Here is a 26,091-nt window from a genome sequence, read left to right on the forward strand (position 1 = left end):
AGGCCGCCAGTCCCCCCCCGGGTGGGGTGACCGAAGCGCAACCGGCCAGGACCGCACCGAGAGGGCAGCGGACGGTTCAGAAGCCCTCGGACGCCTCGTCGAGCTCGGTCAGGTCCTCCGTGGTGAGAGCCAGTGTGGTGCCGGCCAACAGCGGGTCCAGCTGCTCCGGGCGCGAGGCCGAGGCGATCGGGGCGGTGATGCCGCGGGCCAGCAGCCAGGCGATCACCACTGCGGCTGGTTCGGCGTCGTGTCGCTGCCCGACCTGCACCAGGGCGTCCACCACCCGCAGGCCGCCCGCCTCGGCATACCGGCGGGCGGCGGAGCCGCGGGCCGCGCCCTCGAAGTCCTCGGGGAGCGGTACTTGCCGGTGAGGAAGCCCGAGGCCAGCGCCGGGAAGGAGAAGACCGCCAGGCCCAGCTCGGCCACGACGGGAGCGAGGTCCTGCTCATAGGCCGAGCGGGACACCAGGGTGTAGCGGGGCTGGATCGCGGCCGGCGGCGTCAGGCCCAGTCGGTGCGCCGTGGTGACCCACTCCCGCAGCCGGTCAGCGTTGTAGTTGGACAACCCGACGGCTCGGATGTGCCCGGCCTCGACCAGCGCGTGGAAGGTCTCCACCTGGTCCTCCACTGGGACCTTCTCGTCGTCGGCGTGCGCGTAGCACAGGTCGATGACCTCGATGCCGAGCCGCTCGCGCGACTCTTCCACGGCCGTATGGACGGTCTCGCGAGCGAGCCCCATACGGTCCGGCTTCTTGGCGACCTTGGTCGCGATCTGCACCTGGTCTCGCAGCCCGCGCTTGGCCAGCCACGCCCCGATGATGCGTTCGGACTCCCCGCCGGTATGCCCCGGCACCCAGGATGAGTAGGCGTCGGCGGTGTCCACGAAGCTGCCGCCGCCGTCCACGAACCGGTCGAGCACGGCGAAGGACGCCTCTTCGTCGGCGGTCCACCCGAACGGATTGCCGCCCAGGTTGAGCGGCACGAACGGGCGGTCGGTCTTGAGGAACTCGGGCAGGTGCATGCTGCGGACGCTACCCGACGCCGCTTGGTCCTTCCGGTGAGGCAGCAGCGGGGTAGCCGAGACCCGATGGAACACGGCTGACACGATGGAGTGCATGAGTACCCCCCTGGAGGACTACGCCCTGCTGTCCGACCTGCGCACGGGACCGTTGGTCTCACGGCAGGGCAGCATCGACTGGCTGTGCCTGCCCCGTTTCGACAGCCCGGCGGCGTTCTCGGCCATCCTGGGCGATCCGGACGACGGCCGGTGGCTGATGCACGTGGTCGACGGGGAGGTGGAGAGCCGCCGCTACGAGCCGTCCACCTTCGTCCTGGAGACGGTATGGCGTGGCCCTTCCGGCCGGGCGCGGGTGCTGGACTTCCTGCCGCCAGCCGACGACCACGGTGACCTGGTCCGGATGGTCGAGTGCCTGGAGGGCGAGGTCGAGGTCGAGCACGACCTGCGGATCCGGTTCAGCTACGCCCGCGCCACGCCGTGGTTCCGTCGGCTGGACGACGCCAAGGACGGGCGGGCGCAGTTGTCCTGCCTGGCTGGCCCGGATGCTCTGCTGCTGACCGGGCCCTGCCTACACCCGCACAACGGGCCCGACGAGCACGAGGAGGGCACGCAGCCGCACGGACCGGACACGTCCGGGGGCGGCCCGGCACCCCGCCTGGGCGGCCGCTTCCCGCTGTCGGCGGGGGAGCAGCTGGCCTGGGACCTGACCTGGTTCTCCTCCTGGGAGGACCAGCCGGAGCCGGTGGCGCTCACCGAGTCGCTGGAGCGGACCCGGGCGTTCTGGCACGACTGGGCGCAGCGCATCGAGGTGGAGGGCGAGCACGCCGACATGGTCGCGCGGTCCCTGCTCGTGCTCCGGGCGCTGACCCACGGCCAGACCGGGGGCATCGTCGCCGCGCCCACGACCTCGCTGCCGGAGAAGTTCGGCGGGAGTCGCAACTGGGACTACCGCTACACCTGGCTGCGGGACGCGGCGCTGACCATCGAGGTGATGATCGACCACGGCTTTACCGACGGGGCCCAGCTGTGGCGGGACTGGCTGCTGCGCGCGGTGGCTGGTGACATCGAGCGGCTGCGGATCATGTACGGCTTGGGCGGCGAGCGCGAGCTGGACGAAAAGGAGCTGGACCATCTGGCCGGCTACGAGGCCTCCCGGCCGGTGCGGATCGGCAACGGGGCCGCCGAGCAGTACCAGGCGGACGTGCCCGGCGAGGTGATGCTCGCCCTGGCCAAGTTGCGGGACCACGGGGTGCGTGAGGATGAGTACAGCTGGGGGCTGCAGCGCAACCTGCTGGCCTACTGCGAGGCCAACCTGGAGCGCAAGGACCACGGCATCTGGGAGATGCGCGGTGAACCGCACCACTTCACTCACGGCCGGGTCATGATGTGGGCCGCGTTCAACGAGGGCATCCGGGCTGTCGAGGAGCACGGTCTGGACGGCGACGCCCAACGCTGGCGAGGGCTGCGCGACCGGTTGCAGGAAGAGATCCTGCGCGAGGGTTACGACGAGGAGCGCCGGACCTTCCTGCAGACCTATGACGGCCGGGAGGTGGACGCCTCTCTTCTCCAGCTGCCGCACACCGGTTTCGTGGCCTACGACGACGAGCGGATGGTGGGCACGGTCGCCGCGATCGAGCAGGACCTGGTGGACGAGCACGGGCTCGTGCACCGCTACCGCACCGAGGCCGGCATGGACGGGCTTGAGGGTGGGGAGTACCCCTTCCTCATCTGCTGCTTCTGGCTGGTCGAGCAGTATGCCCTGTCCGGCCGGGTCGAGAATGCGCGCGCGCTGATGGACCAGCTCTGCGGTTATGCCAACGACCTGGGCCTGATGTCGGAGGAGTACGACCCGGACAGCGGCCGGCTGGCTGGTAACTTCCCGCAGGCCTTCAGCCACCTCAGCCTCATCCGTGCCGCCGACGCGCTGGCGGCCGCCGAGCCCCGGGAAGCCGGCGGCTGACGACCGCCCGAGGGCGGCTCAGCCGCGCCGGCGGCCGGACGAGGCCAGCTCAGCCGCGCCGGCGGCCGGACGAGGCCAGCTCAGCCGCGCCGGCGGCCGGACGAGGCCAGTTCAGCCGCGTCCGCGGCCGGAGGAGGATGTGGAGAAGGTGACGACGGACCCGCTGGAACGCTGGCTGCCGCGAGCCGATCCGCCGGAGCGGCGACCGCCCTGGCCACCGCCGGAACGCTGCCCGCCGGTGCCGCGGCCACCCTGACCACCGGCACGCTGAGCCTCGGGGCTCCCGGAACGCCGGGCGCCGCTGGAACGCTGACCGCCGCCGGCGTTTCTGCCCTGGCCGCCGGAGCGCTGCGCGCCGCCCGATCGGCCACCGCCGCCTGACCGGCCCGAACCGGTCGACGCGCCCACAGTCTCCGTCTTCGGCATACCGCCAGGCACCAGGACCCGCTCACCCGGCGCGAGCTGCTTCAGGACCGGGTGACCGGTCCCGGCCCGGGTGATCGTCGGCTTGATGCCCGCAGCCCGGGTCAGGGAGCGCACGTCGGAGACCTGCGCGTCGGTCATCAGGGTGACCACGGTGCCCGCCGCACCGGCCCGGGCGGTGCGGCCCGAACGGTGCAGGTAGGCCTTGTGCTCGACCGGCGGGTCGGCGTGCACGACGAGGGTGACGTCATCGACGTGGATGCCCCGGGCGGCGATGTCGGTCGCGACCAGCGTGGTGGCGGCGCCGGACTGGAAGGCGTCGAGGTTGCGCACACGGGCGTTCTGCGCGAGGTTGCCGTGCAGCTCGACGGCGCGGACCCCGGCGGCGTTGAGCTGCTTGGCCAGCTTCTTCGCGCCGTGCTTGGTGCGGGTGAAGACCACGGTGCGGCCGGGCGCCGAACCCAGGTCGGTGAGCACACTGAGCCGGTCGTCGGTGCCGATGTGCAGCACGTGGTGGTCCATCTTGGCCACGGGCGACTGGGCGGAGTCGGCGTGGTGGGTCACCGGCTGGTGCAGGTAGCGCTTGGCCACCACGTCCACGGCCTTGTCCAAGGTCGCGGAGAAGAGCATCCGCTGGCTGCCACGAGGGGTCCGGTCCAGCAGCCGCTTGACGACGGGCAGGAAGCCCAGGTCGGACATGTGGTCGGCCTCGTCCAGCACGGTGACCTCGATCTGGCCCAGGTCGATGTGCCCCTGACCGATGAGGTCCTCCAGCCGGCCCGGGGTGGCGACCAGAACGTCGACGCCGGCCTGGAGGGCGCGCACCTGCGGGTTCTGGTTGACGCCGCCGAAGACGGTCAGTGAGGTCAGGCTGGCGGCCTGGGCCAGCGCGGACAGCGCGTCGTCGATCTGGCGGGCCAGCTCGCGGGTCGGCGCGAGGATCAAGGCGCGGGGGGCACGACCACGGCGACGGGCAGCCCCCGGGTCCTTGAGCAGCCGGGTGACGATCGGCAGCAGGAAGGCGAAGGTCTTGCCCGAGCCGGTGCGGCCCCGACCGAGGACGTCGCGGCCGGCCAGGGAGTCCGGCAGGGTCGCGGCCTGGATGGGGGTGGGGACGGTGATGTCCTGCCGGGCGAGGACGTCGGTCAGCAGGGCGGGCACGCCGAGGTCGGCGAAGCTATGGGGCACAGAAGATCTTTCGAGACGTTGCGGGGTCTCACCCGGCGCGCGGGCCCCGTGGGGAGCGCGACCTTGTCGGCCCGGGCCCGCCGGCAGTGATGCCGTGCGACGGCGCGGAGTGGCCGGTCATGATCGAGCGCCCCGAGGTGAGACGGTGCGGGGCGCTATCACCCAGTCTACCAGCACAGACGCCCGGGCCAGCACAGATGTCCGGCCCGGTCATGCCCGCCGCCGGTCGCCCGGTCCGATCCCGGCCACGTCGGCGGTGCTCGTCGTCTGCTCGTCGTCTGCTCGGCGTCTGCTCGTCGTCCGCCTCAGCCTGGTTCCGTCTGTCCTCGCCGGGTCCGCCAGCGGAAGATGGCGGGCACCAGGTGGGCCAACCCACCCAGGGCGAAGACCACCGCGAGCACCCAGACCCACCAGCCGGCAAGCAGGCCGGCGACGAGGAGCCCGCCGAGCACCAACGCCACCACGAGCTCGCCCACACCCAGCAGCATGCCCAGCACGGGACGACGCCACAGCGCGCGCTCCAGGACCATCCAGGGGAGCCGACCGGTCGGCTCGGTGTCCTGCTCGGCGAGGGAGTCGGCGACGAAGCGCATCCCGCGGGAAGGCTCGACCACCTTGCCGCTCCCCGGGTCGGGGTCGCCGGGACGGGCCTCTGCCAGGCGCGCTGCGATCCCGGGGACCCCGAATCTGGCGGCCGTCTCGGCCAGGAAGCCGGAGGCGTCGGTGGGCTCAGCCATCCACCGTTCGATGGTCAGGTGCTGCTCGGCCGTCATCCCGTCCGGAAGGTTGGGCTCGGAGAGTGGCTCCAGCCGACCGCTGGAGCGGGCGCGGGCCTCCCAGGCGCGGGGCCCGGCGAGCCACTCGGCCAACTCGACGGTGTCGGGGTGTGCGCCCTCGGCGACGACGGGCCGCAGGTGGGGGGTCCATTCCGCGTGCACGCTCAGCCCCTTGTCCTTGGGCCGCTCGACAAAAGCGAACTCCCGGCTGGAGCCCCGCCGGCCCACCACGGCGAAGGGGTAGGCGCCGGTCAGCCGGTGCGGCGGGGCCGCGAGCAACCTGCTCGGTCCGTGACCGGTGGCGGCCACTACCCAGCCGTCCTGGCGATAGACCGTCATCGGCGTCTCCAGGTCGCGAGCGAATGCGGTGGCCGCGACGACGTCGTCGCCGCGGTAGCAGTAGACGACGCGGCTGTCCTGGCCCGGGGTCTTGGCCTCCGCGACGATCTCGTCGACCGGCAGCCAGGGCGGCCCCACCTTGTCCTCCGGCGGGATGAAGGCGACCGTCCGCAGCTCGTCCAGCAATGCCGGGACGAACTCCTCCACCCGCTCACCGGGCTGCGGCGGGCCCCCGTCCGGCGCGACCGCGACCCTTCCCTCGGGGGAGACCGCGAGCCGCAGCTGGACCACGTCGGGGGTGGCCAGCACCTCACCCGGCAGGTACGCGGCCACCAGGCCCCTGCCGCGGACGGTCTCGAGCAGCTCCTCGTCGTGCAGCAGCATCCAGGAGGAGTGCGAGCGGTCCCGCATGAGCTCCACGGTCAGCTCCAGCCAGCCCAGAGGGCCGGCCGCGGGCTCGGTCGGAAGGTCCGTGCCGTCGGCCTGACCCGGACGGTTCTCGGAGACGCTCACCGGACGAGCCTAGCCAGCGGGAGGGCCGTGTCTGCATGGCGTCGGCAGGGTGTCGAGGACCCCCCGGTGGTGTCCCTCGACGCGTCGGGTATTTTGCGGGGGATCAGGTGTGGGTCGGCCCGCATCACCGCCGGCGAAGGAGGCATGCCGTGCCGGAAGCCCTGGCTCGGATGGACTCGACCGACCGTGCCTACCGCGCCGTGCTCGACCTCATCGTGCGCGGCGACCTGGTGGGCGGGGACCGCATCCCTGAACAGACGGTAGCCGAGCTGGCGTCGGTGAGCAGGACACCGGTGCGCGCCGCGCTGAGCAGGCTCGCGGCGCAGGGGGTCGTGCGGCTGTCGCCAAACCGGGGCGCGGAGGTCCTCGACTTCTCCACCGACGACGCCTTGTCGCTCTTCGACCTGCGCGCCAAGCTCGAGAGCGAGGCCTGCCGACTGGCCGTGCCGCGGTTGGCGGCCGACCAGGTCGACGAGCTCAAAGACCTGTCCCGGCGGATGCGTGAGCTGGTGGCGGCACCCGAGGTCGAGTACTCCGAGGTGGGCAAGCTCAACGATCGCTTCCACCGGATCCTGGTGCGGGGCAGTGGCAACCGGCACCTGGTGCTCTCCCTGCAGTCGGTCGTGGTCCCCGCAGCGGTGATCCGCACCTTCAGCCGCTACACGCCCGAGGCGATGCAGCGCAGCATGAACCATCACGACGAACTCATCGCCGCCGTGGAGGCCAGTGACCCCGACTGGGCCGAGGCGTGCATGCGCACCCACATCCTGGCCGGCCGCAGCGCCTACCTGCAGGCGGAGGCGAGGGGGGTTACCGAGCTGTCCTGATCAACCGGCCGCCCGGGTTCGGGGTGCCTTTCGGCCGACCCCGTTCTCGAGCCGCCAGCCGGTCCCTAGTCCGGCCACTCGGCGGCTGCCAGGTCGGCCCGTGTGCCGCCGCGCGAGACGAACGAGCTGCGCGGGAAGCCGGTCACGGCATACACCCGTTCGGCGATCGCCCGGACCTTCTCCAGGTCGATCCCGGTGCGGATCCCCATCCCGGCCAGCAGATGGACAAGGTCCTCGGTGGACATGTTGCCCAGCACCGTCGGGTCGCCGGGGAACCACATGTCGCCGCCGAGCCCCGCGAAGGAGGTCTCCAGCCAGTCCGCACCTGCTGAGAGCGCGGCCAGGGCGTTGGCCGGCGCGAAGCCGTTACGGTTGTGCAGGTGCGCGCCGACGGACAGGCCAGGGAAGGCCCGCTGGGCAGCGCGGATCCCGTCATACAGCTCCCGCGGGTGCTCCTGGCCGGTGGTGGTGGCCAGGTAGACCCCGGTCGCCCCAGCCTCCACGGCGGCCGCGACGACCCGGTGCCGGCTCTCCCGGGAGACCTCCCCGTAGCTGGGTGAGAAGAAGGCGCAGGCCACGGCCACCACCAGCTCCTGGCCGGCGCCCCGGGCCACCTCGCCGATCGCGGGAAGGTCGGCCAGCAACTCCTCGGTCCGTCTGCCCTGGTTCTTCAAGGCCATGCCGTCCTCGGCCGGGATCACGACGGTGATCTCGTCGAGCTCACACTCGGCCGCCCGCTGGGCGCCACGCAGGTTGGGAGCCAGGCCCCGGTAGCGGACCTGCGGGTCCCGCGGCACCCGCGCCAGCAGCTCCTCGGCGTCGGCCAGCTGCGGCAGGACCTTGGGGTGGGCGAAGGAGCACACCTCGATCTCCCGCACGCCGGCGTCAATCAGGTCCTCGACGATCCCCAGCTTGGTGTCCAGCGGCAGAGGCTCGGCCACCGCCTGCAGACCGTCCCGAAGGCCGACCTCGACGACCCGCGCGGACTCCGGCAGACCCCACATCACCGGATGACCCCGTCCTCGCGCAGCCCGGGCAGCCGGTCCGCAGCGACGCCGGCCTGCTGCAGCACCTCATCGGTGTGGCGGCCCAGCGTTGGGCCGGTCCAGCGGATCCGCGAGTCGGTGCGGCTGAGCCGGGGGAAGGCGTTCTGCATGTGGATGCTGCCCTGGTCGGGCCGCTCCACCTCCACGATGGACTCCCGTGCCTGGAACTGGGGGTCGACCAGCATGTCCGCGACGCGGAAAGTCTTGCCGACCGGGACGGCGTGCTCGTTGAGCAGGTCAATCAGCTCCTGGGCGGTATGCCGCAGGGTGAACCGGGCCACGATCTCGTCCAGCTCGGCCTGGAGCTCGCCCCGGGCGGCGTGCGTGCTGAACCGCTCCTGGTCAGCAAGCCCGGGCTCACCCATGGCCTGGGCCAGCCGCCGGAAGACCGTGTCCTGGTTGGCGGCGACGATGACCCACTGCCCATCTGCGGTGGGGTAGACGTTGCTGGGGGCGATCTTGGGCAGGATCGCCCCGGTGCGCTCCCGCTGCACCCCGCCCACCGTCCAGTCCGGCACCAGGGCCTCCATCACGCCCAGCACCGACTCGTAGATCGAGGCGTCCACGACCTGACCCCGGCCGCTGCGGGTGCGCTCGTGCAGGGCGGCCAGCGCGCCGAGAGCGGCGAACATGCCGGCAAGGCTGTCGCCGATGGAGATGCCGACGCGGGCGGGAGGCTGGGCGGGGTCCCCGACGACGTGCCGCAGTCCGCCCATCGCCTCACCGATTGAGCCGTACCCCGGGCGGGTGGCGTAGGGGCCGGTCTGGCCGAAGCCGGAGACCCGGACCATGATCAGGCCGGGGTTGTCCGCGCCCAGCGTGTCGTAGTTCAGTCCCCACTTCTCCAGCGAGCCGGGACGGAAGTTCTCGATGACGATATCCGCGGTGGCGATGAGCTGCCGGGCCAGTTCCTGCCCCCGCTCGTCGCGCAGGTCGAGCGCGACCGACTTCTTGTTGCGGCCGAGGACCGACCACCACAGCGAGTCTCCCTCGACCCTCGCCTGTCCCCACTGCCGCATCGGGTCACCGGTGCGCGGCTCCTCGATCTTGATCACCTCGGCGCCGAGGTCACCCAGCACCTGGCCGCAGAACGGCCCGGCGATGAGCTGGCCCATCTCGACCACGCGCACCCCCTCCAGCGGTCCACCCACCGACGTCTCTCCCGGCTCCGTGGTCGCCTCGTCCTGCTCCATGCACTGTCTCCTGATCTCCTGGTTCGTCTCGCTGACGTGCGACATGCTGCCCTGAGGTGAGGTTGCACGTTGTATACAACCGGAGTATACATATCCGATGTCTCCGGTTATCAGGGCCGAAGCGGAACTGGGGCGTATACATAGCAGCGTTGCAGCGTCAGCAGGAGGAACGATGAAGTCCACTGACCAGAGCGGGCAGCCCGTGCAGGGCGAGCCCGTCGAGGCAGCGTCGGCATCCCGGGGCATCCTGGGTCTGCCTGCGCCGGCGTTCATCGCGCTGACGGTCGTGGTGCTGGTCACCACAACCCTCTCGCCCGAGGGGACGGGGATGACGGCCGCCTTTGCGGTCGCGATGACCATGGGCGGCGTGCTGATGTGGGTGGGCAGCAAGATCCCCGGGTTCAACTTCATCGGTGGGGGCGTGATCCTGTGCATCCTCGTCCCGGCGGTCGTCCAGTATCTCGGGCTGTTCCCGCAGAACCTGGAGACACTCATCTCCAGCTTCTACAGCACCTCCGGATTTGGTGAGTTCGTCGTCGCGGGCCTGATCACCGGCAGCATCCTGGGGATGCCGCGCACCATGCTGATCAAGGCCGGGTCGCGGATCATCGCGCCGATCGTGGCCGTCATCGCAGGCTGCTTCCTCATTCTCGGGCTGATCGGCGAGCTGGTCGGCATGGGCGCCGGTTACACCATCTTCTTCATCGTCGGTCCCGTCCTGGGCGGCGGAGTGGCCGCCGGCGCGATTCCGATCTCGGAGATCATCGCCGGCCAGAGCGGCGGCGACCCGGGCATCTACCTCACCGCGCTGGTGCCCGCCGTGGCCGTGGCGAACATCTTCTGCATCATCGCCGCCGGCGGGATGAACGCCTGGGGCAAGAAGGTGGGGGACCGTTACCCGGGCTTCAACGGCAACGGCGCGCTGGCCCGGGGGGTCGAGGTGGGTCTTGAGGAGTCCAAGAGCCGCAAGGTCCCCACCGAGGTCGCGATCAGGTCCGCGATCACCGGCTTCATCCTCGCCGGCATCCTGTTCGTGGTCGCCAACTACCTGAGCTCGCTCCTGCCGCAGCTGCACGCCTATGTCTTCCTCATCCTCATCTGTGCGGCGCTGAAGATCTTCGCCCCGTTGCCCGGCTACGTCGAGGAGGGCGCGGACCTCTGGTAGGTCTTCGTCGCCAACTCGATGATCCCGGCGATCCTGGTCTCGCTCAGCGTGGTGGCCATCAACATCTCCGAGGTGCTGACACTGCTGTCCGACCCGGGCTACCTGCTGATGACCCTGGCTGCGGTCCTGCTCGCGATCGTCCTCGCAGGGGTCGTCGGCTGGCTGGTCCGCCTCCACTTCATCGAGTCGGCCGTCTCGGCCGGTCTGGGGCTGGCGGACTTCGGCTCCAGCGGTGATCTGGCCGTGCTGCAGGCCTCACAACGGCTCAACCTGCTGCCGTTCCTGTCCATCTCCTCACGGATCGGTGGCGGCCTGGTGCTGTTGACGCTGTCTGTCCTGGCCCCGATCCTGCTCTAGAGCCCGGAGGAGCTGCCCGCCCCGCCGGTGCCGGCAGTTCATGAAAGCCTGTGGGTATGCAACTGCCGCATCCTGACATCGACCCTGACGGCCTGGTGGAGTTCTCGGTCGTCTTCACCGACCGCTCGCTGAACCACATGTCCGCCCGCTTCGTGAGCAGCATGCAGAGCCTCCTGGAGGACCTGCGCACGACCTACTCCGCCTCCTCGGTCGCGCTTGTGCCCGGTGGTGGCTCCTACGCGATGGAGTCGGTCGCGAGGCAGGTAGCCACCGGCAAGCCGGTGCTGGTCCTGCGCAACGGGCTGTTCTCCTACCGCTGGTCCCAGATCCTGGAGGCCGGTGCGATCACCCAGGACGTGACCGTGCTGAAGGCCGCCCCCGTGGACGACGCGCCGCAGGCCGCGTGGGCCCCCGCCCCTATCGAGGAGGTCGTGGCGGCCATCGAGCGGACCCGCCCGGCCGTCGTCTTCGCACCGCACGTTGAGACCGCCTCGGGCATCCTGCTGCCCGACGACTACCTCCGAGCCGTGGCCGATGCCACGCACGAGGCCGGCGGCATCTTCGTGCTGGACTGCGTCGCCTCCGGGCCGTTGTGGGTGGACATGGAGACCCTGGGCGTCGACGTGCTGGTCAGCGCGCCGCAGAAGGGCTGGAGCGGGACCCCCGCCACCGGCTACGTGTTGCTGCGGGAGCGTGGCCGGGCTGCCGTGGAGGCCGGCACCTCCACCAGCTTCGCCCTCGACCTGCGGGCCTGGCTGGACGTCAGCGACGCCTATGTCACCGGCGCCACCCCATACCGCGCCACCCTGCCCACCGACGCCATCGCCCGCAACGCCGAGGTCGCCCGCGAGACGGTGGAGCGCGGCCTGGAGCCGCTGCGCAAGGCCCAGGAGGATCTCGGTGGCCGCGTACGGGCGCTGCTGGCGGAGCGCGGTTTCGCCTCGGTGGCCGCGCCGGAGTACGCCGCACCCACCGTCGTGGTCGTCCACACCGAGGACCCAGAAATCCAGTCCGGGGCGGCGTTCAAACCCCTGGGGCTGCAGGTCGCGGCCGGGGTGCCGCTCTTCTGCGGCGAGCGCGAGGGCTGGTCGACGGTCCGGCTCGGGCTGTTCGGTCTGGACAAGCTGGACGACGTCGACGCGACGGTGGCCCGGCTCAAGAGGGCGTTGGACCAGCTCAGCCGCTGACTCGCCCGACGCTGCACAGAACTCGGCCAGCTGGTGCCGGTCAGGCGTCCGTGAGCGGTCTGGACGGTCGCGTCAGGTCTCCTTCGGGTCCTGGCTCCAGGCCACGGATCAGGCACCTCAGTCCGAGCTCGAAGCTGTCCTCGTCGATGCGCGTCGCCTCCGACCGGAGCCGGTGCGCGCCCTGGGTCAGGTGCGGATAGCGGTTGAGGTAGACCTGGACGTCGTCGGCGAAGCCGGACGCGAACGGGGTGGAGGCCGAGCCGATGACGAGGTACTTGACCATCCCCGAGATCTCCGTGGCCCGACGCGGCGCCCAGCCCGAGGCCAGCAGCCCGCCGTGGACGGCGTCAGCCATGGCGAGGAAGGTCTCCCTGCGCTGGGTGCCGGAGGCGATGAGCGGTACCGCGCCGGGGTGCGCCATCAGCGCCGCACGGTAGGAGCGCCCCCAGGTCAGCAGGCCTTCGCGCCAGCCGCGCTCGAACCCGGAGGTGTCGACGTCGGCCACCAGGAGGTTCGCCACCGCGTCCAGGACGTCGTCCTTGGTGGGGAAGTGGCCGTACAGCGAGGCGGCCTGCACGCCGAGCTGCTCGGCCAGCCGACGCATCGTCACCGCGCCCAGGCCGTCCTCGTCGATGAGCGCCAGCGCGGCGTCGCGGATCCGGCCCCGGGTCAGCGCGGGGGTGCGGGACCTGGCCATCGTGCTCTCCTGTCTGGACGCTGAGTAGAAGGTGCGTAGAAGGGCGACGGTTTGCCGGAGCCTAACACTGTTCGGTAGGCTGCCGAACAATGTTAGGTGAGGCCGACCCGGGAGTAGCCATGGCACCGAAGACAGCTGTTGCCCCGCTGGACCTGTTCGCCATCGACCAGCTCGTGGACGAGGAGGATCGGGACATCCAGCGGACCGTCCAGGAGCTGGTGACCCAGCGGATCAAGCCGCACCTGGCGCAGTGGTACGAGGCCGGACACGTGCCGGTCCGCGAGCTCGCCCCTGAGCTTGGCTCGTTGGGGCTGCTGGGGATGCACCTGGAGGGGTACGGCTGCGCCGGGACCAGCGCGACCGCATACGGGCTGGCCTGTCTGGAGCTGGAGGCCGGCGACTCCGGCATCCGCTCGCTGGTCAGCGTCCAAGGCTCGCTGGCGATGTTCGCGATCTGGCGGTGGGGCTCGGAGGAGCAGAAGCAGGAGTGGCTGCCGCGGATGGCGGCCGGCGAGGCGATCGGCTGCTTCGGCCTGACCGAGCCCGACTTCGGCTCCAACCCGGGAGGTATGCGGACCCGCGCCGTGCGTGACGGTGACGACTGGGTGCTCACCGGCAACAAGATGTGGATCACCAACGGCTCGGTCGCCGACGTGGCCGTGGTCTGGGCACAGACCGACGAGGGTGTCCGGGGCTTCGTCGTCCCGACCGGCACCCCGGGCTTCTCCGCGCCCGAGATCCATCGCAAGCTCTCGCTGCGCGCGTCGATCACCAGCGAGCTGGTCCTGGACGGGGTGCGGGTGCCCGCCGGCGCGGTCCTCCCCGAGGTCCGCGGCCTCAAGGGCCCCCTGTCCTGCCTGAACGAGGCACGCTTCGGCATCGTCTTCGGCGCGGTGGGGGCCGCCCGCGACAGCCTGGAGGCGACGATCCGCTACGCCCAGGAGCGGGACATCTTCGACAAGCCACTGGCCGCCTACCAGCTCACCCAGGCCAAGCTCGCCGACATGGGTCTGGAGCTGGGCAAGGCGATGCTGCTGGCGCTGCACCTGGGGCGGCTGAAGGACGAGGGCACGCTGGTCCCAGACCAGATCTCCCTGGGCAAGCTCAACAACGTCCGCGAGGCCATCAAGATCGCCCGCGAGTGCCGCGCCATCATGGGGGCTGCGGGCATCACCCTGGAGCACCCGGTCCTGCGGCACGCCAACAACCTGGAGTCGGTGCTGACCTACGAGGGCACCTCCGAGGTGCACCAGCTGATCATCGGCCAGGCACTGACCGGGCACTCCGCCTTCCGCTGACGGTGGTCCCGACGGCTCAGGAGTCCTCGGGCCAGTTGTCGCGCACCGCGGCCCCGCCCTCGACGATGTCCTCCGGCTCGAACTCGGTCCAAGAGTCCCGCGGGCGGTAGCCGAGGTCGAGCATCGTGTTGGTCAGGTCCCAGCGCCGGTTGGGGTTGTCGGAGATGGCGTAGTAGAGCCCGAAGGTAACTTCGGCTTCGATCGCCCGGCGGAAGACCTGCTCGGTGTCGTCCTGGCTCAGCCACATCGCGCGCAGCACGTCCTCGTCGACGAGGGTCGGGTCGCCGGACATCCACCCGATGCGCAGCGCGATGAAGTCCAGACCGTGCTGGTCGTGGTAGTACCTGCCCAGGATCTCGCCGAAGGCCTTGGAGACGCCGTAGAGGGAGTCGCCGCGGGGCAGGTGGTGGGGGTAGACCGGCCACTGCTCATGACGGTCGTACATGCCCATCGCGTGGTTGCTGGAGGCGAACACCACGCGGCGCACCCCGTGCTCGCGGGCCGCCTCCAGCACATTGCGCAGGCCGATGATGTTTGCGCCGAGCACGTCCTCCCAGGCGGAATCCGGTGAGGCTGAGCCAGCCAGGTGCAGCACGGTGTCGACCCCGTCCATCAGCGCCCTGACCTGCTCATAGTCCTCCAGGTCGGCCTCCTGCAGCTGCTCCTCCTGCTCCTGGGTGCGCGGGGTGCGCCCGTGCTGGACCAGCTCGTAGTCGTCGCGGAGTCGCTCGGCGAGCAGCAGCCCGATCTCTCCGGTGGCACCTGTGATGAGGACACGTCGTGACATCGCTCCAGTCTGCGCCAGCAGCACGGGGGCCGCGAGCGCGGGCTACAGGAGCAGGAGCAGGCAGAGGGGGACGACCAGGGCGATGCCGGTCGAGATGGCCGACAGGCCCACCACCGCCAGCGGCAGGGGGAACAGCGTGCTGACCCGGATGTCCAGCCCCAGACCGAACATCCCGGCGGCCAGCAGGAAGGTGCCCAAGCTCGTGATGGGGTCGAGCGCGGCCTGCGGGAGCAGACCGACGGAGCGGGCAAGCGCCATCAGCACGAAGCCGACGAGGAACCACGGGACGAAGGCGCGCAGCCGCACAGGTGAGGTGCCCCCCGACGGCCGGGCTGGTCACCGGTGTCCTGGTGACTGTCGTCCGGGCCCCCGCCACGCAGGCGGACCCGCTCGCGGCGCAGCGCGCCCAGGTAGGCCAGGACGAGCAGGGCCACCCGGCCCAGCTTGACGGTGGTGGCCGCGGTGAGGGCGACGCCGGCCGCGCCCCCGACCAAGGATGCAGCGACGACGACCTGGGCCACCTCATGGATGCTGGCACCCACCCAGATGCCCACCTCTTCTGGCCCGAGGTCCAGCACGGTGCCGAGGAAGGGCACGGTGAAGGTCATCACGGTCCCGAAGATGGTGACCATCGCCAGCGCCAGGGCCACGTCCTGGTCCCGGCGCCGGATGCTGCCCTCCACCGCCGCGATCGCCGCCGCCCCGCAGATGGAGAAGCCCGCGGCCGTCAGCGTCACCAGGCCCCGGGGGAGACCGAGCCGGTCCCCGATGAGACAGGTGAGGGTGAAGACGGCGACCACGGTGACGACGATGACCAGGAGGCCGGTGAGGCCGAGCGCCGCCAGCGCGGACCATGACAGCAGGGCCCCCAACGCCACGATGCCGAGGCGCAGCAAGGTCTTGGCGGCCTTCTGCACGCTCTTGCGTCCCTGGTCCGCCATGATGGGGCTGTTCGCCACCAGGATGCCCAGGACCATGGCCCACAGCAGCGGGCTGACGGTGGGGACCAAGCGGCCGATGAGCACCGCGGCGAGGGCTGCGAGGACGGCGGGCCAGGCGTCGAGCACGGGCCGGAGGCTGGGCAGGGTCAGCACCGAACTCACAGCCTCTCCCGATCAGGGGCCGGCGGTCGGGGGCCCGCTCGGCTCGTCGTCCGGGCGTCATTGTGCATCCGTCCAGAGTGCCGGGCCAACTTTGTTGCGTAGGGTGAGCAGATGCCAACGTTGTGCGTGCAGGCGGACGGGCCCTGGGACGGTGTGGGGTGACCCGCACGCTGGTGCTCATGCGGCACGGGAAGTCGGACTGGTCGGTCAACGTCAGCGACCAGGACCGACCGCTCACCGAGCGTGGCCGTCGCCAGGCGACCGAGGCCGGGAGGTGGCTGGAGCGCCACGGCGGTGCCCTTGACCTCGCCCTTGTCTCGCCGGCCGAGCGGGCCAACACTGCCTGGACACTGGCCGCGGCCGAGCTCTCCGAGCCGCCCCCGGTGCGCAGCGAGCGGGGTGCCTACACCTTCGACGGGCTCGACCTGCTGGCGCTCGTGCGCTCTTTGGGCCAGGAGCGCCGGGTCGTCCTGGTCGGTCACAACCCGGCGTGCGAGGAGATGGTGGAGCTGCTGACCGGGCAGCGGCCGGAGATGAAGACCTCCGCGCTGGCGGTCATCGAGCTGCCGGACTGGCGCTCGCCGGGCACGCTGGTGACGCACGGCCGCCCACCGTCCTGACCCCTCACGGCCCGTCGAGCGGCTCAGTGCAGGTGGCTCAGGGCAGGCGCTCGCCCTTCATCAACGCCGACTTGTAGATGTTGGAGATGACGGTGCCGTCCAGCCAGGTGGTCAGGCGCCCGGCAGTTGCGTCCAACGCGCGGCGGGCGTCGGCGCCGAGGTCCACGCCAGGGGCAGGCACGACCCGGACGACACCCTCGGGGTCCTGCACCCAGGCTCCGACCACCTGGCCGTCCCACCAGGCCGTGGTGCCGCCGTTGCCGTTGCTGTCGAAGAGGTATGCCGTGCGCCGCGGGTCCAGGTAGAAGTCCCGCTCCTTCCACCCCATCGTCGTCGGGTCCAGGCTCGGCAGCAGCGCCGCCCACGGTTCGACGTCGGGCGCCTCCTCCAGGTCGTCGGGCAGCAGCCACCCCGTCCGGCCCCGCTCCAGCCCCACCTCGACGGCATCGACGTCTGCCAGAGCGGTGCGCGCGGCGGTCTTGGTCGAGCCCAGCCACCACTGCACGTCCTCCAGGGTGCCGGGCCCGAAGGTGCGCAGCCACCGGCGCACCAACTCGGCATACCCCTCCCGCGAGGATGCCGGCGTCACCGGTGCGCCGAGCCATTCGGCGCCCAGCGTCCAGGTGGGGCGGGAGGTGCGCCAGTGGCCGTCGCCCCGGCCACGTACGATCAGGCCCTCCGCTCCCAGCGTGGTGAGCACGCGGGGCGCGATGTGCAGCGTGCCGCCGTACTTCCTGTCCAGGGCGTAGGTGACGGTCCCGGCGAGCGCGGGCAGCTCCTCGCGCAGCTGCCGGGCGGTCCGGGGACCGGTGCTGCCCAGGTGGTCCAGGACCGCGGCGCAGGCCTGCTCGAGCCAGGCCTGGCCATCGGGCGCGATGCCGTACTGCTCCACGTCGCGAGCGACCAACCGGCGCTGTTCGGCGGCCACCCGGGCCGCGGCGCTGCCCAGGGCGGCAGGCAGCAGGTCGCGTGGAAAGGCGAAGAGCGTGCGCCGCATCGCGAGCTGCTTGACGACGCTGCGCTCCTCGTACAGCGCCCGCTCGACCTCGGTGACCGGCTGATCGGTCCGGGCCTGCACTGCGAGGTGGACGCTGGAGGCCTCGGTCGCGTGCAGCACGGTCATGGCGCGGGTGGCGGCCAGGGTGTCGCGAACCCGGTGGTCCGGATGCAGGGCGTGCCGTCGGGCCAGGCGCGCCCGGCGCTCCCGGTCGGTGACGAGGCGGTCAGGTGTGCTCACGGGGCCAGCATGGCCGACGGCCGGTCGCGCCGCAGCCCTTTGGCACGATGTCGGCATGAGCGAGCCGATCGACCGCGCCCGGTTGCGCGAGGCGGTCGAGGCGGGGGAGTGGCTCGCGCCGCGCGCCCGGCAGGTGCTCGACCACCGGGAGTCGACGCTGTCGCAGGCGACGGCAGCCAGCCAGCAGCTGCTCTCCGCCGCTGTGGACCTGCGCCAGGGTGCGCTGCGCTGGCAGGTGCTGCCGCTCGGTCCGAGGGACGGCGACCGGTTGGGGCAGCTGGCCCAGGCCGGGGGGCTGACCCGGCTGACCCCCGAGCAGGAGAGCGCGGTCCGGGAGCTGGCGCAGGACGTGCCCGAGGCGGTCGAGCAGACCCGGGTGCTGCGCGGGCTGCGGCGCGTCTTCTCCCTGCCGCGGCAGCGCGAGGCGGCCGAGCCGGTCGCGCGCAAGCTGCTCGAGGGGTATGCCGTGTGGGGCGGTGAGCAGGTCGGGCAGCTGCTGGACCAGATGGAGGCCCAGGCCCGCGAGCCGGTGTTCCCCGTAGCACTGGAGCAGGCGCTCTCCCCTGCGTTGGGGCTGGTGGGCAGGCTCGACCCAGCCGGGCGAGCAGGGCCCGGCGGGGCCCGTAGGGCCACCCCGCCACGGCGGCAGGCCGTGGTCCAGGTCGGGGAGCTGGCGGCCCTGCCCGCAGCGGTCCGCCTGGTCGCCCCGGTCATCGCCGAGGAGCCGGCGGCCCGGCAGGCCGCTCTCGGCGCGGGTGAGGCCGTGCGGGCGGCGGCCGCGGCCCGGCTGCTGGCGCAGATGCCGGTCGACCGGCTCCGCGAGGCGACCCGGGAACGGCTGCGCGTGGGTGCCCTTGTGGATGCCGGCATCACCACGGTGGGCGCGGCGCTCGACCAGGGGCACCGGTTACACCGCATCGACGGCGTGGGGGAGCTGACCGCACGCCGGATGCTTGGCGCCGCGAGGACCCTGCGCGGCTTGGCCGAGGACGACGCCGCGGTCATCATCGACCCGCACGACCGCACGCCGGAGGCGGCACGCCTGCTGACCGCGCTGCATACCTGGGAGGTGGTGCGGCAGGCGGCCAAGGCGACCGACCTGGTGGCGCTGGCCCAGACCCTGCAGCCGTTCGCCGACCGGTTGGACGGGGCCACCCACAGCCATCTGGCGGTCCTCAGCGACGGACCCACCGCGGGGGACCTGCAGGCCCTCGCCCAGCCGCTGCTGGAGCAAGCGAGGGACCTGCGGGCCGCGCTGCGGCAGGCCGGCGATGACGATCCGTGGGCCGACTTCCGGCGCCGGCCGGCGGACTACTACGCCCTGCTGTCCGAGTTGGGCCTGGTCGAGGAGACCGGCACCTACGGAGACCTGCCCGGCGACGTCGTCGAGGCCGTCCGCGCCCAGGACCTGGACACCAGCCTCCTGCACGTCTCCCTGCGCGGCTACCAGAGCTTCGCCGCCCGGTTCGCGCTCGTGCAGCGCAAGGTGCTCATCGGCGACGAGATGGGCCTGGGCAAGACGATTGAGGCGCTGGCGGTGCTGGCCCACCGCGCGGCAGAGGGCGGCCGCTGGTTCCTCGTCGTGTGCCCGGCGGCGGTGGTGAGCAACTGGGTGCGCGAGGTGGGGCAGCGCACGGACCTGGTCGCTCGCAGGGTGCACGGGCTCCGTCGGGGGAAGCACTGGACCGCTGGCGGACGGACGGAGGGGTGGCGGTGACCACCTACGAGACGCTCGGCCTGGTGTGGCAGGAGCTGGACGGTTTCGAGCTGGACGGGTTCGTCGTCGACGAGGCGCACTACGTCAAGAACCCCGCCGCCCAGCGCTCGCAGCGCGTGGGTGCCCTGGTGGCGCGGACACAGCACGTGGTGCTGCTGACCGGGACCCCGCTGGAGAACCGGAGCTCCGAGTTCGAGGCGCTCGTGGGCTACCTGCGCCCCGACCTGCTCGAGGGCGGGGAGCCCTCGGCCGCGGACTTTCGGCGCGCGGTGGCGCCGGTCTACCTGCGCCGCAACATCGAGGACGTGCTCGTGGAGCTGCCCGAGCTGGTCGAGGTCGATGAGTGGCTGGAGCTGTCCCCGGCCGACGAGACGGCCTACCGGGACGCCGTCGCCGAGGGCAACTTCATGGCGATGCGCCGCGCCGCCTTCGCCGCCGGAGGCAGCTCGGCCAAGCTTCAGCGGCTGGTCGAGCTGGTGGTGGAGGCCGAGGACAACGGCCGGCGGCTGCTGGTCTTCTCCCACTTCCGCGACGTGCTCGACCAGGTGGCGCAGGCCCTGCCGGGGCCGGTCTACGGCCCGATCACCGGGTCGGTGCCAGCCGCCGAGCGGCAGCGGATCGTCGACGACTTCTCCGGCGCCGAGGGCGGCGCGGCCTTGGTCGCCCAGATCCAGGCCGGCGGCGTGGGGCTGAACATCCAGGCCGCCTCCGTCGTCGTCCTGTGTGAGCCCCAGGTCAAGCCCACGACTGAGTGGCAGGCCGTGGCCCGGGCCCGCCGGATGGGCCAGCTGGAGACGGTGCAGGTGCACCGGTTGCTCGCCGAGGACAGCGTGGACGAGCGGATGGTGGAGATCCTGTCGGGCAAGAGTGAGATCTTCCACCAGTTCGCCCGCGTCAGCGAGACCGCCCAAGCCGCGCCGGAGGCCTACGACGTGAGCGAGACCGACCTGGCCCGGCGGGTGGTGGCGGCCGAGCGGCAGCGGCTCTTCCCCGACGGAGTGCAGGTCCCAGCTGAGCCTCAGTGCCCGCCCGCGAGCTGATGCACGGCGCCCCGGTAGACGGCGGGCACCCGGGCCGCGGCCGGGACGATGAGCCGGCGGATGGCGGGCTGGCCGGAGACGGCCAGCAACCCGCGGGTCAGCAGCGTGCTCCGGCGCCCCAGGGCAGGGGCCCGACGTGCGTACTGCGCCGGCGACCCGGCCAGCACGGCGTCTACGGCGGCGAAGGCCTGGGCGGTGCCCAGCGTCAACCCCTCCCCGGTGAGAGCATCCACATACCCTGCGGCGTCACCCACCAGCAGCACCCGGCCCCGGACCATGGACCGCACGCGCTGGCGCAGCGGCCCAGCACCCCGGACTGCCGAGGTCTGCTCGCTGCCGGCGAGTCGCCAGGCCAGTTCGGGGAAGCTCCGCCACGTCGGGTCCCAGCGGCCCGGTGGTCGGCACAGCAGGGCCACGCCCACCAGGTCGTCGGCGACCGGGGTGACGTAGGCCTCTGCGTTCCGGCTCCAGTGCACCTCGACCGCGTCGCTCCACGGCGCCACGGCGTAGTGGGCGCGCAGCCCGAACCGCCGTGGGAGCCGGGCCGGCCGCTCCAGCCCCAGGGCCCGGCGGGTGGGGGAGTGCAGCCCGTCGGCAGCCACCACGAAGGGCGCCGTGCGCTCCTGGCCGTCCGAGGTGCGGACCCGGGCCGGCCGGGCGTGGTCCCGTGGGTCGCCGGGCTCGATCCCGATCATCCGGGTATGCCGGACCTGCACCCCTGCCCGGTCGGCCGCCTCGAGCAGGGCGGCGTGCAGGACGGTGCGCCGGACGCCGAGCCCAGGCCGGGTCAGCGGGGCGCTGACCCGATGCCGCCCGTCGGTGTAGACGATGCTGGCCAGGTCGTGACCGTTCGGCGCGGCGCCCACCTGCGCGAGCCGCTCCCGTGCGGCCGGCATCAGGCCCTCCCCGCATGCCTTGTCGACCGGGCCATGGCGGGGCTCGAGCACGGTGACCGTCAGGCCGGCGTCCGCGGCGCGCAGGGCGACGACCAGACCCACCGGGCCACCGCCGACGACGAGTAGGTCCACGTCAGGTCAGCTGCCGCAGTGCCCGGTCCTCGACGCGGATCCGGACGGTCAGCAACCAGGCGTTGAGGACGGTGAAGACGGCGGCGGTGACCCAGGCCCCGTGCACCAGCGGCAGCGCGACACCCTCCAGCACCACGGCGACGTAGTTCGGGTGAGGCAGCCAGCGGTAGGGGCCGCGCTCGACCCGCTCGCCCCCCGGGACGACGATGACGCGCGTGTTCCACGCCCGGCCCAGCACGAGGATGCACCACCAGCGCAGCCCCTGGGCGATCAGCACGGCCGCGAGCATGCTCCAGCCCAGGGCCGGCACCCAGGGCCGGTCCAGCCACCACACCTCGGCCAGCGCACCCGCCAGGAGCGCGATGTGCAGCAGGACCATCGGCCGGTAGTGTCCCTGGCCCGACTCCACTCCGCCACGGGCCAGCGCAGCCCGGGCGTTGCGCGTGGAGATGACCAGCTCGGCGAGCCGCTCCAGGGCTACCAGCCCGACCAGCAGCGTGAACCACTGCTCGCTGCTCACCCCGCAGCCCTCGTCGGCTCCGGCCGCGACCACGGGGCCTGCAGCAGCACCGTCTCCAGGCAGAAGCCCGGACCCATCGCCATGAGCAGACCGTGGCTGCCAGGGGCCGGCGGATGGTCGGCCAGGGTGTCGGCGAGCACGTGCAGGACCGAGACCGAGGAGAGGTTGCCGATCCGGTGCAGCGAGCGCCAGGTGACCCCGAGCGCCTCGTCGTCCACCTCCAACGCCGCGGCCAGCGCCTGCAGCACCTTGGGCCCGCCGGGGTGGGCCACCCACCAGCCGATGTCCTCGCGGGTCAGTCCATGCCGGGCCAGGTGCTGGTCGACGTCCTCCCGCACGTGCTCCCGGACCAGGTCCGGCACCTCGGTGCCGAGCACGATGCGCAGGCCGGAGGCTCCCACGTCCCACCCCATCGCCCCGGCGGTGTCGGCATACATCCGGCTGCGGCTGCTGACCACCTGCACCGGTGCGCCACCCCCCGGCAGGGCGTGCCGCTGGGCGGCCCGGTCCCCGAGCATGACGACGGCGGCCGCCCCGTCGCCGAAAAGACCGCTGGCGACCAGATTGGCGGTGGAGTCGTCGTCCTGCTGCAGGGTCAGGCTGCACAGCTCGACGGCCAGCAGCACCGCGACCCCGTCGGGCTCCCCGGCGAGCCACTCCCGCACCCGAGCCACGCCGGCGGCGCCGCCCACACAGCCCAGCCCGGCCAGGGGCAGACGACGCAGGTCGGGCCGGAACGGCAGCCGGGCCATCAGCCGCGCGTCCAGGGAGGGGACCGCGATGCCGGTCACCGTGGTGGAGACGATCAGGTCCACGTCCTGGGCTCGGAGGCTGGCCGCGGCCAGGGCGTCGGTCACGGCCCGCTCGGCCAGGTCGGTCCCGACCTGCACGAAGGCGTCGTTGGCGGTGCCGAAGTCGAGGGTGAGGTGCTCGTAGTCCTCCAGCGGAAACGCCAGGTGCCGGGTGGCCACGCCTGCGTTGGCGTGCAGCCGCTGCAGCACGGCGGTGCGGACCGGGTCCAGGCCGATGACGCGAGCGAGTGTGGCCGTCAGCTCGTGCTGGGGGTAACGGTGGCGGGGCAGCGCTCCGCGGACGGCAGCGATCGCAGGCATTCCCCCAGCGTAGGCAGGCTGCCCCTTCTAGGCTGGGTGGATGCCTCCCACCGCTGCTTCCAGCGCCCTGGCGCGGGCCTGCCACCCGGGGCCGACGGTGGCGGTCACCCTGCTCGCGACCCTGCTGGCGACCAGCGCCGGGGCCGGGCCCGCGCTGGTGGCTGCGGTCGCCGCGACGGTGCTCACCGGACAGCTGGTCATCGGCTGGTCCAACGACCTGGTCGACCGGGACCGGGACGTCTCCTCCGGTCGCACCGACAAGCCGCTGGTCCGGGGTGAGCTCTCGGCCGGGCTGCTGCGCCGGGCGGTGACTGCGGCCGCGGTCGCCACCGTGCTGCTCTCGTGGCTGCTGGGCTGGGTCGCCGGCGGGCTCCACCTGCTGCTCGTGGTCGGCTCCGGGGTGGCCTACAACCTCGGCATGAAGGCCACCGCGGCCTCCTGGCTGCCCTACGCCCTCGCCTTCGGCACCCTGCCGCAGGTCGCCTGGTGGGCCGGCGGGTCCGGCCCTGTGGGATGGGCGGAGACCGGCGGGCCGTCTGCCGCCCCCTGGTGGGCCACGCTGGCCGGTGCGCTCCTCGGGGTGGGGGCGCACCTGCTGAACGCGCTCCCGGACCTGGCCGAGGACGAGCGACAGGGGGTGCGAGGGCTGCCCCACCGCCTGGGCGCGGCCCGGGTGCGCCGCCTGGCGCCCCTGCTGCTCCTGGCCGGGGTGGTGCTGGCGGTGTTGGGCCCAGCGCCCGGCTGGCCGGTCGGTCCACCGGGGCTGCTGACCCTGGCCCTGGCTGCGGTGCTGGCCGTCCTGGCCTGGACCCTGCCGGGCCGGGCGCCGTTCTTGGCCTCGATGGGGATGGCGATAGTTGCGGCGGCCGCCCTGGTCGTGAGCTAGCCCCCGGCGCGCTTGGACAGGACCGGCGGTGGCCTGGTTGCGATACTCGGGCCCATGACTAGCAGCGCAACGGCCGTGGTGGTGGGCGCTGGACCCAACGGGTTGGCCGCCGCCGTGACCCTGGCCCGGGCGGGAGTTCCCGTCCGGGTGTACGAGCGGGCGGGGACTCTGGGTGGGGGATCTCGGACCTCCGAGCTGACCGAGCCCGGGTTCCTCCACGACACCTGTTCGGCCGTGCACCCCATGGCCTACGCGTCGGCGTTCTTCAAGCGTTTCGGCCTGCGCAGCCGGATCCGGCTCATCAACCCCGAGATCCCCTACGGGCACGGGCTCGACGCGGACCGTGTGGTGCTGGCGTGGCGCGACCTGGACCGCACCGCCGAGGCGCTCGGCCCGGACGCCAAGGCGTGGCGCTCCCTGCTGGAGCCGTTCGTGAACCGGCCCGACCTGGTTGGCCGGATCACCTCGGACTCTCCGCTGCGACCACCGCTGGCACCCCTGTGGCTGGCCCGGGTGGGGCTGAGCGTCCTGGACCAGGGCACCGCGCTGTGGGACCGCCGCTGGCAGACCGAGCAGGCTCCGGCCCTGCTGACCGGCGCGATGGGTCACCCGATCCAGCGGATGCCGGCTCCCGGTCCGACCGCGGCGGGTCTGGTCCTGGCCTCGCTGGCCCACATCGAGGGCTGGCCCATCCCCGTGGGCGGCAGCCAGGCGATCTCCGACGCCCTCGTCGATGATGCCCGGGCCCACGGCGTGGAGTTCGTTACCGACCACCAGGTCCGCAGCCTGGACGAGCTGGGCGACGCCTCGGCGGTGCTTTTCGACACCAGCCCCAAGGCCCTGGTGCAGATCGCCGGTGATGCCCTGCCGGCCCGGTATGCCCGTCGCCTGCGCCGCTATCGCTACGGCGGCGGGGCGGCCAAAGTCGACTACGCCCTGTCGGGGCCGGTGCCGTGGAAGAGCCCGGAGCTGGCGCGGGCCGGGACCGTCCACCTCGGCGGCTCCCGCGGGCAGATGGTGGCCGCCGAGAACGCGGTCGCCGCCGGGCGGCACCCGGAGCGGCCGTACGTGCTGGTGTCCCAGCCGGCCACCTTCGACCCATCCCGGGCCCCCGAGGGACGGCACCTGCTGTGGGCCTACACCCACGTGCCGTCCGGCTCGACCGTGGACCCGACGGAGGCGGTCACCCAGCGGATCGAGCAGTTCGCCCCCGGCTTCCGCGACGTCGTCCTAGCCTCCTCCTCCCGGTCCGCAGCCGAGCTAGAAGAGCACAACCCCAACTACGTGGGCGGTGACATCTCGGTCGGTCACGTGGGGGTCACCCAGCTCGTGGCCCGGCCAGTGCTCTCCACCGACCCGTGGCGCACCCCGGCGAAGGGCCTCTACCTGTGCTCCTCCGCCACCCCGCCCGGTCCCGGTGTGCACGGGGTATGCGGTTGGCGCGCCGCGCTCTCGGCCCTGCGGCACGAGTTCGGCGTCACGACCGAGCCGGACCTGTCTCCCTGACCCTTCCGTTGATCTACCCCAACTGATCTACCCCGACTGATCTACCCCGACTCTGCACGACATACCCCGTTCGACCCACACCCCAGGAGCCCTCGAGATGTCTGTCAACACCAGGTCCATCGCCGCGCCGCCGGAGGCCGTCTTCGCGGTGCTCGCCAACGGCTGGCTCTTCCCGGTCTGGGTGGTCGGCGCCACGCGCATGCGCAACGTCGACGAGGCCTGGCCCGCCGTCGGGGCCAAGCTGTACCACTCCGTGGGGGTCTGGCCGGCGCTGATCAACGACTCCACCTCGGTGCTGGAGTGGGACCCGCCGCGGCGGGCTGCGATGCAGGCCCGGATCTGGCCGGTCGGAGAGGCCACGGTGATCCTCGATGTCGAGCCCGAGGGCGAGGGCTGCCGGGTGACGATGACCGAGGTGCCCTCAAGCGGGCCCCTGGCCAAGATGCCGGACCCGCTGGCCAACCTTCCGTTGAAGATGCGCAACGTGGAGACCCTGCGCCGGCTGGCCTACCTCGCCGAGGGTCGGGCGGACTGAGGCTCGCACCACGC

Annotated in this window: 24 protein-coding genes and 1 pseudogene; 11 read left to right on the forward strand and 14 right to left on the reverse strand. The window is 72.3% G+C overall.

The genetic code is table 11. From position 1 onward, the window contains the following. Nucleotides 1–76: 76 nt before the first annotated feature. Entirely contained in the window at nt 77–283 is a 207-nt protein-coding gene (locus FY030_RS17195) for an aldo/keto reductase (protein ID WP_337692485.1), read from the reverse strand. Then, nucleotides 223–1,020 (reverse strand): aldo/keto reductase, encoded by a 798-nt coding sequence (locus tag FY030_RS05765; RefSeq protein ID WP_337692486.1) that lies wholly within the window; start codon nt 1,018–1,020, stop codon nt 223–225. Before FY030_RS05765 ends, FY030_RS17195 begins: the two co-directional genes overlap by 61 nt. A 94-nt stretch (nt 1,021–1,114) precedes the next feature. On the opposite strand from FY030_RS05765, the gene FY030_RS05770 reads away from it, so the two are divergent. Then, a complete protein-coding gene (locus FY030_RS05770; protein ID WP_158060673.1) occupies nt 1,115–2,977 on the forward strand; it encodes a glycoside hydrolase family 15 protein in 1,863 nt (620 codons plus the stop codon). Between the two features lie 111 nt (nt 2,978–3,088). On the opposite strand, the gene FY030_RS05775 is transcribed toward FY030_RS05770, so the two are convergent. Further along, a complete protein-coding gene (locus FY030_RS05775) occupies nt 3,089–4,588 on the reverse strand; it encodes a DEAD/DEAH box helicase (protein ID WP_158060674.1) in 1,500 nt (499 codons plus the stop codon). Nucleotides 4,589–4,893: 305 nt separating this feature from the next. Further along, nucleotides 4,894–6,216 carry a hypothetical protein gene (locus tag FY030_RS05780; RefSeq protein ID WP_158060675.1) on the reverse strand — a complete coding sequence of 441 codons (1,323 nt, stop codon included), beginning with the start codon at nt 6,214–6,216 and terminating at the stop codon, nt 4,894–4,896. 149 nt (nt 6,217–6,365) lie between these two features. On the opposite strand from FY030_RS05780, the gene FY030_RS05785 reads away from it, so the two are divergent. Then, nucleotides 6,366–7,043, forward strand: coding sequence for a GntR family transcriptional regulator (locus tag FY030_RS05785; protein ID WP_192498737.1), 678 nt, complete (start codon nt 6,366–6,368; stop codon nt 7,041–7,043). Between the two features lie 65 nt (nt 7,044–7,108). Here the strand turns inward: FY030_RS05785 and FY030_RS05790 are convergent, their stop codons facing one another. After that, nucleotides 7,109–8,047: a beta/alpha barrel domain-containing protein gene (locus FY030_RS05790; RefSeq protein ID WP_158062667.1), complete on the reverse strand. Its 939-nt coding sequence runs from the start codon at nt 8,045–8,047 to the stop codon at nt 7,109–7,111. Then, nucleotides 8,047–9,282, reverse strand: coding sequence for a CaiB/BaiF CoA transferase family protein (locus FY030_RS05795; protein ID WP_158060677.1), 1,236 nt, complete (start codon nt 9,280–9,282; stop codon nt 8,047–8,049). Before FY030_RS05795 ends, FY030_RS05790 begins: the two co-directional genes overlap by 1 nt. 172 nt (nt 9,283–9,454) lie before the next feature. Here FY030_RS05795 and FY030_RS05800 point away from each other — a divergent pair. Further along, nucleotides 9,455–10,804: pseudogene (locus FY030_RS05800) on the forward strand (2-hydroxycarboxylate transporter family protein). A gap of 56 nt (nt 10,805–10,860) precedes the next feature. Further along, nucleotides 10,861–11,991: an aminotransferase class V-fold PLP-dependent enzyme gene (locus FY030_RS05810; protein WP_158060680.1), complete on the forward strand. Its 1,131-nt coding sequence runs from the start codon at nt 10,861–10,863 to the stop codon at nt 11,989–11,991. Between the two features lie 40 nt (nt 11,992–12,031). On the opposite strand, the gene FY030_RS05815 is transcribed toward FY030_RS05810, so the two are convergent. Next, nucleotides 12,032–12,688: a TetR/AcrR family transcriptional regulator gene (locus FY030_RS05815; RefSeq protein WP_158060681.1), complete on the reverse strand. Its 657-nt coding sequence runs from the start codon at nt 12,686–12,688 to the stop codon at nt 12,032–12,034. Between the two features lie 119 nt (nt 12,689–12,807). Here FY030_RS05815 and FY030_RS05820 point away from each other — a divergent pair, with 119 nt between their 5' ends. Then, nucleotides 12,808–13,986 (forward strand): acyl-CoA dehydrogenase family protein, encoded by a 1,179-nt coding sequence (locus tag FY030_RS05820; protein WP_158060682.1) that lies wholly within the window; start codon nt 12,808–12,810, stop codon nt 13,984–13,986. Nucleotides 13,987–14,002: 16 nt separating this feature from the next. Here the strand turns inward: FY030_RS05820 and FY030_RS05825 are convergent, their stop codons facing one another. The 3 genes from FY030_RS05825 to FY030_RS05835 are packed head-to-tail and all read right to left on the reverse strand — an operon-like array spanning nt 14,003 to nt 15,876. After that, nucleotides 14,003–14,773, reverse strand: a complete 771-nt coding sequence (locus FY030_RS05825) for an NAD-dependent epimerase/dehydratase family protein (protein ID WP_158060683.1) — start codon at nt 14,771–14,773, stop codon at nt 14,003–14,005. A 42-nt stretch (nt 14,774–14,815) separates the two neighbouring features. Continuing rightward, nucleotides 14,816–15,031 (reverse strand): hypothetical protein, encoded by a 216-nt coding sequence (locus tag FY030_RS17040; RefSeq protein ID WP_192498739.1) that lies wholly within the window; start codon nt 15,029–15,031, stop codon nt 14,816–14,818. Further along, complete coding sequence (locus tag FY030_RS05835) at nt 15,031–15,876, reverse strand: YeiH family protein (RefSeq protein WP_158060685.1); 846 nt, start codon at nt 15,874–15,876, stop codon at nt 15,031–15,033. Before FY030_RS05835 ends, FY030_RS17040 begins: the two co-directional genes overlap by 1 nt. Nucleotides 15,877–16,034: 158 nt before the next feature. Between FY030_RS05835 and FY030_RS05840 the strand changes: the two genes are divergently transcribed. After that, complete coding sequence (locus FY030_RS05840; protein ID WP_202879769.1) at nt 16,035–16,496, forward strand: SixA phosphatase family protein; 462 nt, start codon at nt 16,035–16,037, stop codon at nt 16,494–16,496. 37 nt (nt 16,497–16,533) lie between these two features. Here the strand turns inward: FY030_RS05840 and FY030_RS05845 are convergent, their stop codons facing one another. Then, nucleotides 16,534–17,733, reverse strand: coding sequence for a winged helix DNA-binding domain-containing protein (locus FY030_RS05845; RefSeq protein ID WP_238348575.1), 1,200 nt, complete (start codon nt 17,731–17,733; stop codon nt 16,534–16,536). A gap of 55 nt (nt 17,734–17,788) precedes the next feature. Here FY030_RS05845 and FY030_RS17045 point away from each other — a divergent pair, with 55 nt between their 5' ends. Then, nucleotides 17,789–19,450: an SNF2-related protein gene (locus FY030_RS17045; protein WP_202879770.1), complete on the forward strand. Its 1,662-nt coding sequence runs from the start codon at nt 17,789–17,791 to the stop codon at nt 19,448–19,450. Further along, nucleotides 19,447–20,490, forward strand: coding sequence for a DEAD/DEAH box helicase (locus tag FY030_RS17050; protein ID WP_202879771.1), 1,044 nt, complete (start codon nt 19,447–19,449; stop codon nt 20,488–20,490). The genes FY030_RS17045 and FY030_RS17050 overlap by 4 nt, the downstream gene beginning before the upstream one ends. Here FY030_RS17050 and FY030_RS05855 read toward each other — a convergent pair. The 3 genes from FY030_RS05855 to FY030_RS05865 are packed head-to-tail and all read right to left on the reverse strand — an operon-like array spanning nt 20,469 to nt 23,150. After that, a complete protein-coding gene (locus tag FY030_RS05855) occupies nt 20,469–21,518 on the reverse strand; it encodes an NAD(P)/FAD-dependent oxidoreductase (RefSeq protein ID WP_158060687.1) in 1,050 nt (349 codons plus the stop codon). The genes FY030_RS17050 and FY030_RS05855 overlap by 22 nt on opposite strands. A 1-nt stretch (nt 21,519) precedes the next feature. After that, nucleotides 21,520–22,038, reverse strand: coding sequence for an isoprenylcysteine carboxyl methyltransferase family protein (locus tag FY030_RS05860; RefSeq protein ID WP_158062669.1), 519 nt, complete (start codon nt 22,036–22,038; stop codon nt 21,520–21,522). Further along, complete coding sequence (locus FY030_RS05865) at nt 22,035–23,150, reverse strand: type III polyketide synthase (RefSeq protein ID WP_158060688.1); 1,116 nt, start codon at nt 23,148–23,150, stop codon at nt 22,035–22,037. The genes FY030_RS05860 and FY030_RS05865 overlap by 4 nt, the downstream gene beginning before the upstream one ends. A 40-nt stretch (nt 23,151–23,190) precedes the next feature. Between FY030_RS05865 and FY030_RS05870 the strand changes: the two genes are divergently transcribed. The 3 genes from FY030_RS05870 to FY030_RS05880 all read left to right on the forward strand — a co-directional run bounded on the left by FY030_RS05870 (nt 23,191) and on the right by FY030_RS05880 (nt 26,077). Beyond that, nucleotides 23,191–24,036, forward strand: coding sequence for a UbiA family prenyltransferase (locus tag FY030_RS05870; protein WP_158060689.1), 846 nt, complete (start codon nt 23,191–23,193; stop codon nt 24,034–24,036). Nucleotides 24,037–24,090: 54 nt separating this feature from the next. Further along, the gene (locus FY030_RS05875; RefSeq protein WP_158060690.1) at nt 24,091–25,542 is read left to right on the forward strand and encodes a phytoene desaturase family protein; all 1,452 of its coding nucleotides are present in this window, start codon (nt 24,091–24,093) and stop codon (nt 25,540–25,542) included. Between the two features lie 97 nt (nt 25,543–25,639). Next, complete coding sequence (locus FY030_RS05880; RefSeq protein WP_158060691.1) at nt 25,640–26,077, forward strand: SRPBCC family protein; 438 nt, start codon at nt 25,640–25,642, stop codon at nt 26,075–26,077. Nucleotides 26,078–26,091: the final 14 nt, after the last annotated feature.

It is taken from the genome of Ornithinimicrobium pratense (assembly GCF_008843165.1).
GTDB lineage: Bacteria > Actinomycetota > Actinomycetes > Actinomycetales > Dermatophilaceae > Ornithinicoccus > Ornithinicoccus pratensis.

Coding starts and splice junctions, on each gene's coding strand:
- FY030_RS05765 (WP_337692486.1), bottom strand. CDS start 1,020: ATGCACCTGCCCGAGTTCCTCAAGACCGACCGCCCGTTCGTGCCGCTC.
- FY030_RS05770 (WP_158060673.1), top strand. CDS start 1,115: ATGAGTACCCCCCTGGAGGACTACGCCCTGCTGTCCGACCTGCGCACG.
- FY030_RS05790 (WP_158062667.1), bottom strand. CDS start 8,047: ATGTGGGGTCTGCCGGAGTCCGCGCGGGTCGTCGAGGTCGGCCTTCGG.
- FY030_RS05795 (WP_158060677.1), bottom strand. CDS start 9,282: ATGGAGCAGGACGAGGCGACCACGGAGCCGGGAGAGACGTCGGTGGGT.
- FY030_RS05810 (WP_158060680.1), top strand. CDS start 10,861: ATGCAACTGCCGCATCCTGACATCGACCCTGACGGCCTGGTGGAGTTC.
- FY030_RS05815 (WP_158060681.1), bottom strand. CDS start 12,688: ATGGCCAGGTCCCGCACCCCCGCGCTGACCCGGGGCCGGATCCGCGAC.
- FY030_RS05820 (WP_158060682.1), top strand. CDS start 12,808: ATGGCACCGAAGACAGCTGTTGCCCCGCTGGACCTGTTCGCCATCGAC.
- FY030_RS05825 (WP_158060683.1), bottom strand. CDS start 14,773: ATGTCACGACGTGTCCTCATCACAGGTGCCACCGGAGAGATCGGGCTG.
- FY030_RS17040 (WP_192498739.1), bottom strand. CDS start 15,031: ATGGCGCTTGCCCGCTCCGTCGGTCTGCTCCCGCAGGCCGCGCTCGAC.
- FY030_RS17045 (WP_202879770.1), top strand. CDS start 17,789: ATGAGCGAGCCGATCGACCGCGCCCGGTTGCGCGAGGCGGTCGAGGCG.
- FY030_RS05865 (WP_158060688.1), bottom strand. CDS start 23,150: ATGCCTGCGATCGCTGCCGTCCGCGGAGCGCTGCCCCGCCACCGTTAC.
- FY030_RS05870 (WP_158060689.1), top strand. CDS start 23,191: ATGCCTCCCACCGCTGCTTCCAGCGCCCTGGCGCGGGCCTGCCACCCG.
- FY030_RS05875 (WP_158060690.1), top strand. CDS start 24,091: ATGACTAGCAGCGCAACGGCCGTGGTGGTGGGCGCTGGACCCAACGGG.
- FY030_RS05880 (WP_158060691.1), top strand. CDS start 25,640: ATGTCTGTCAACACCAGGTCCATCGCCGCGCCGCCGGAGGCCGTCTTC.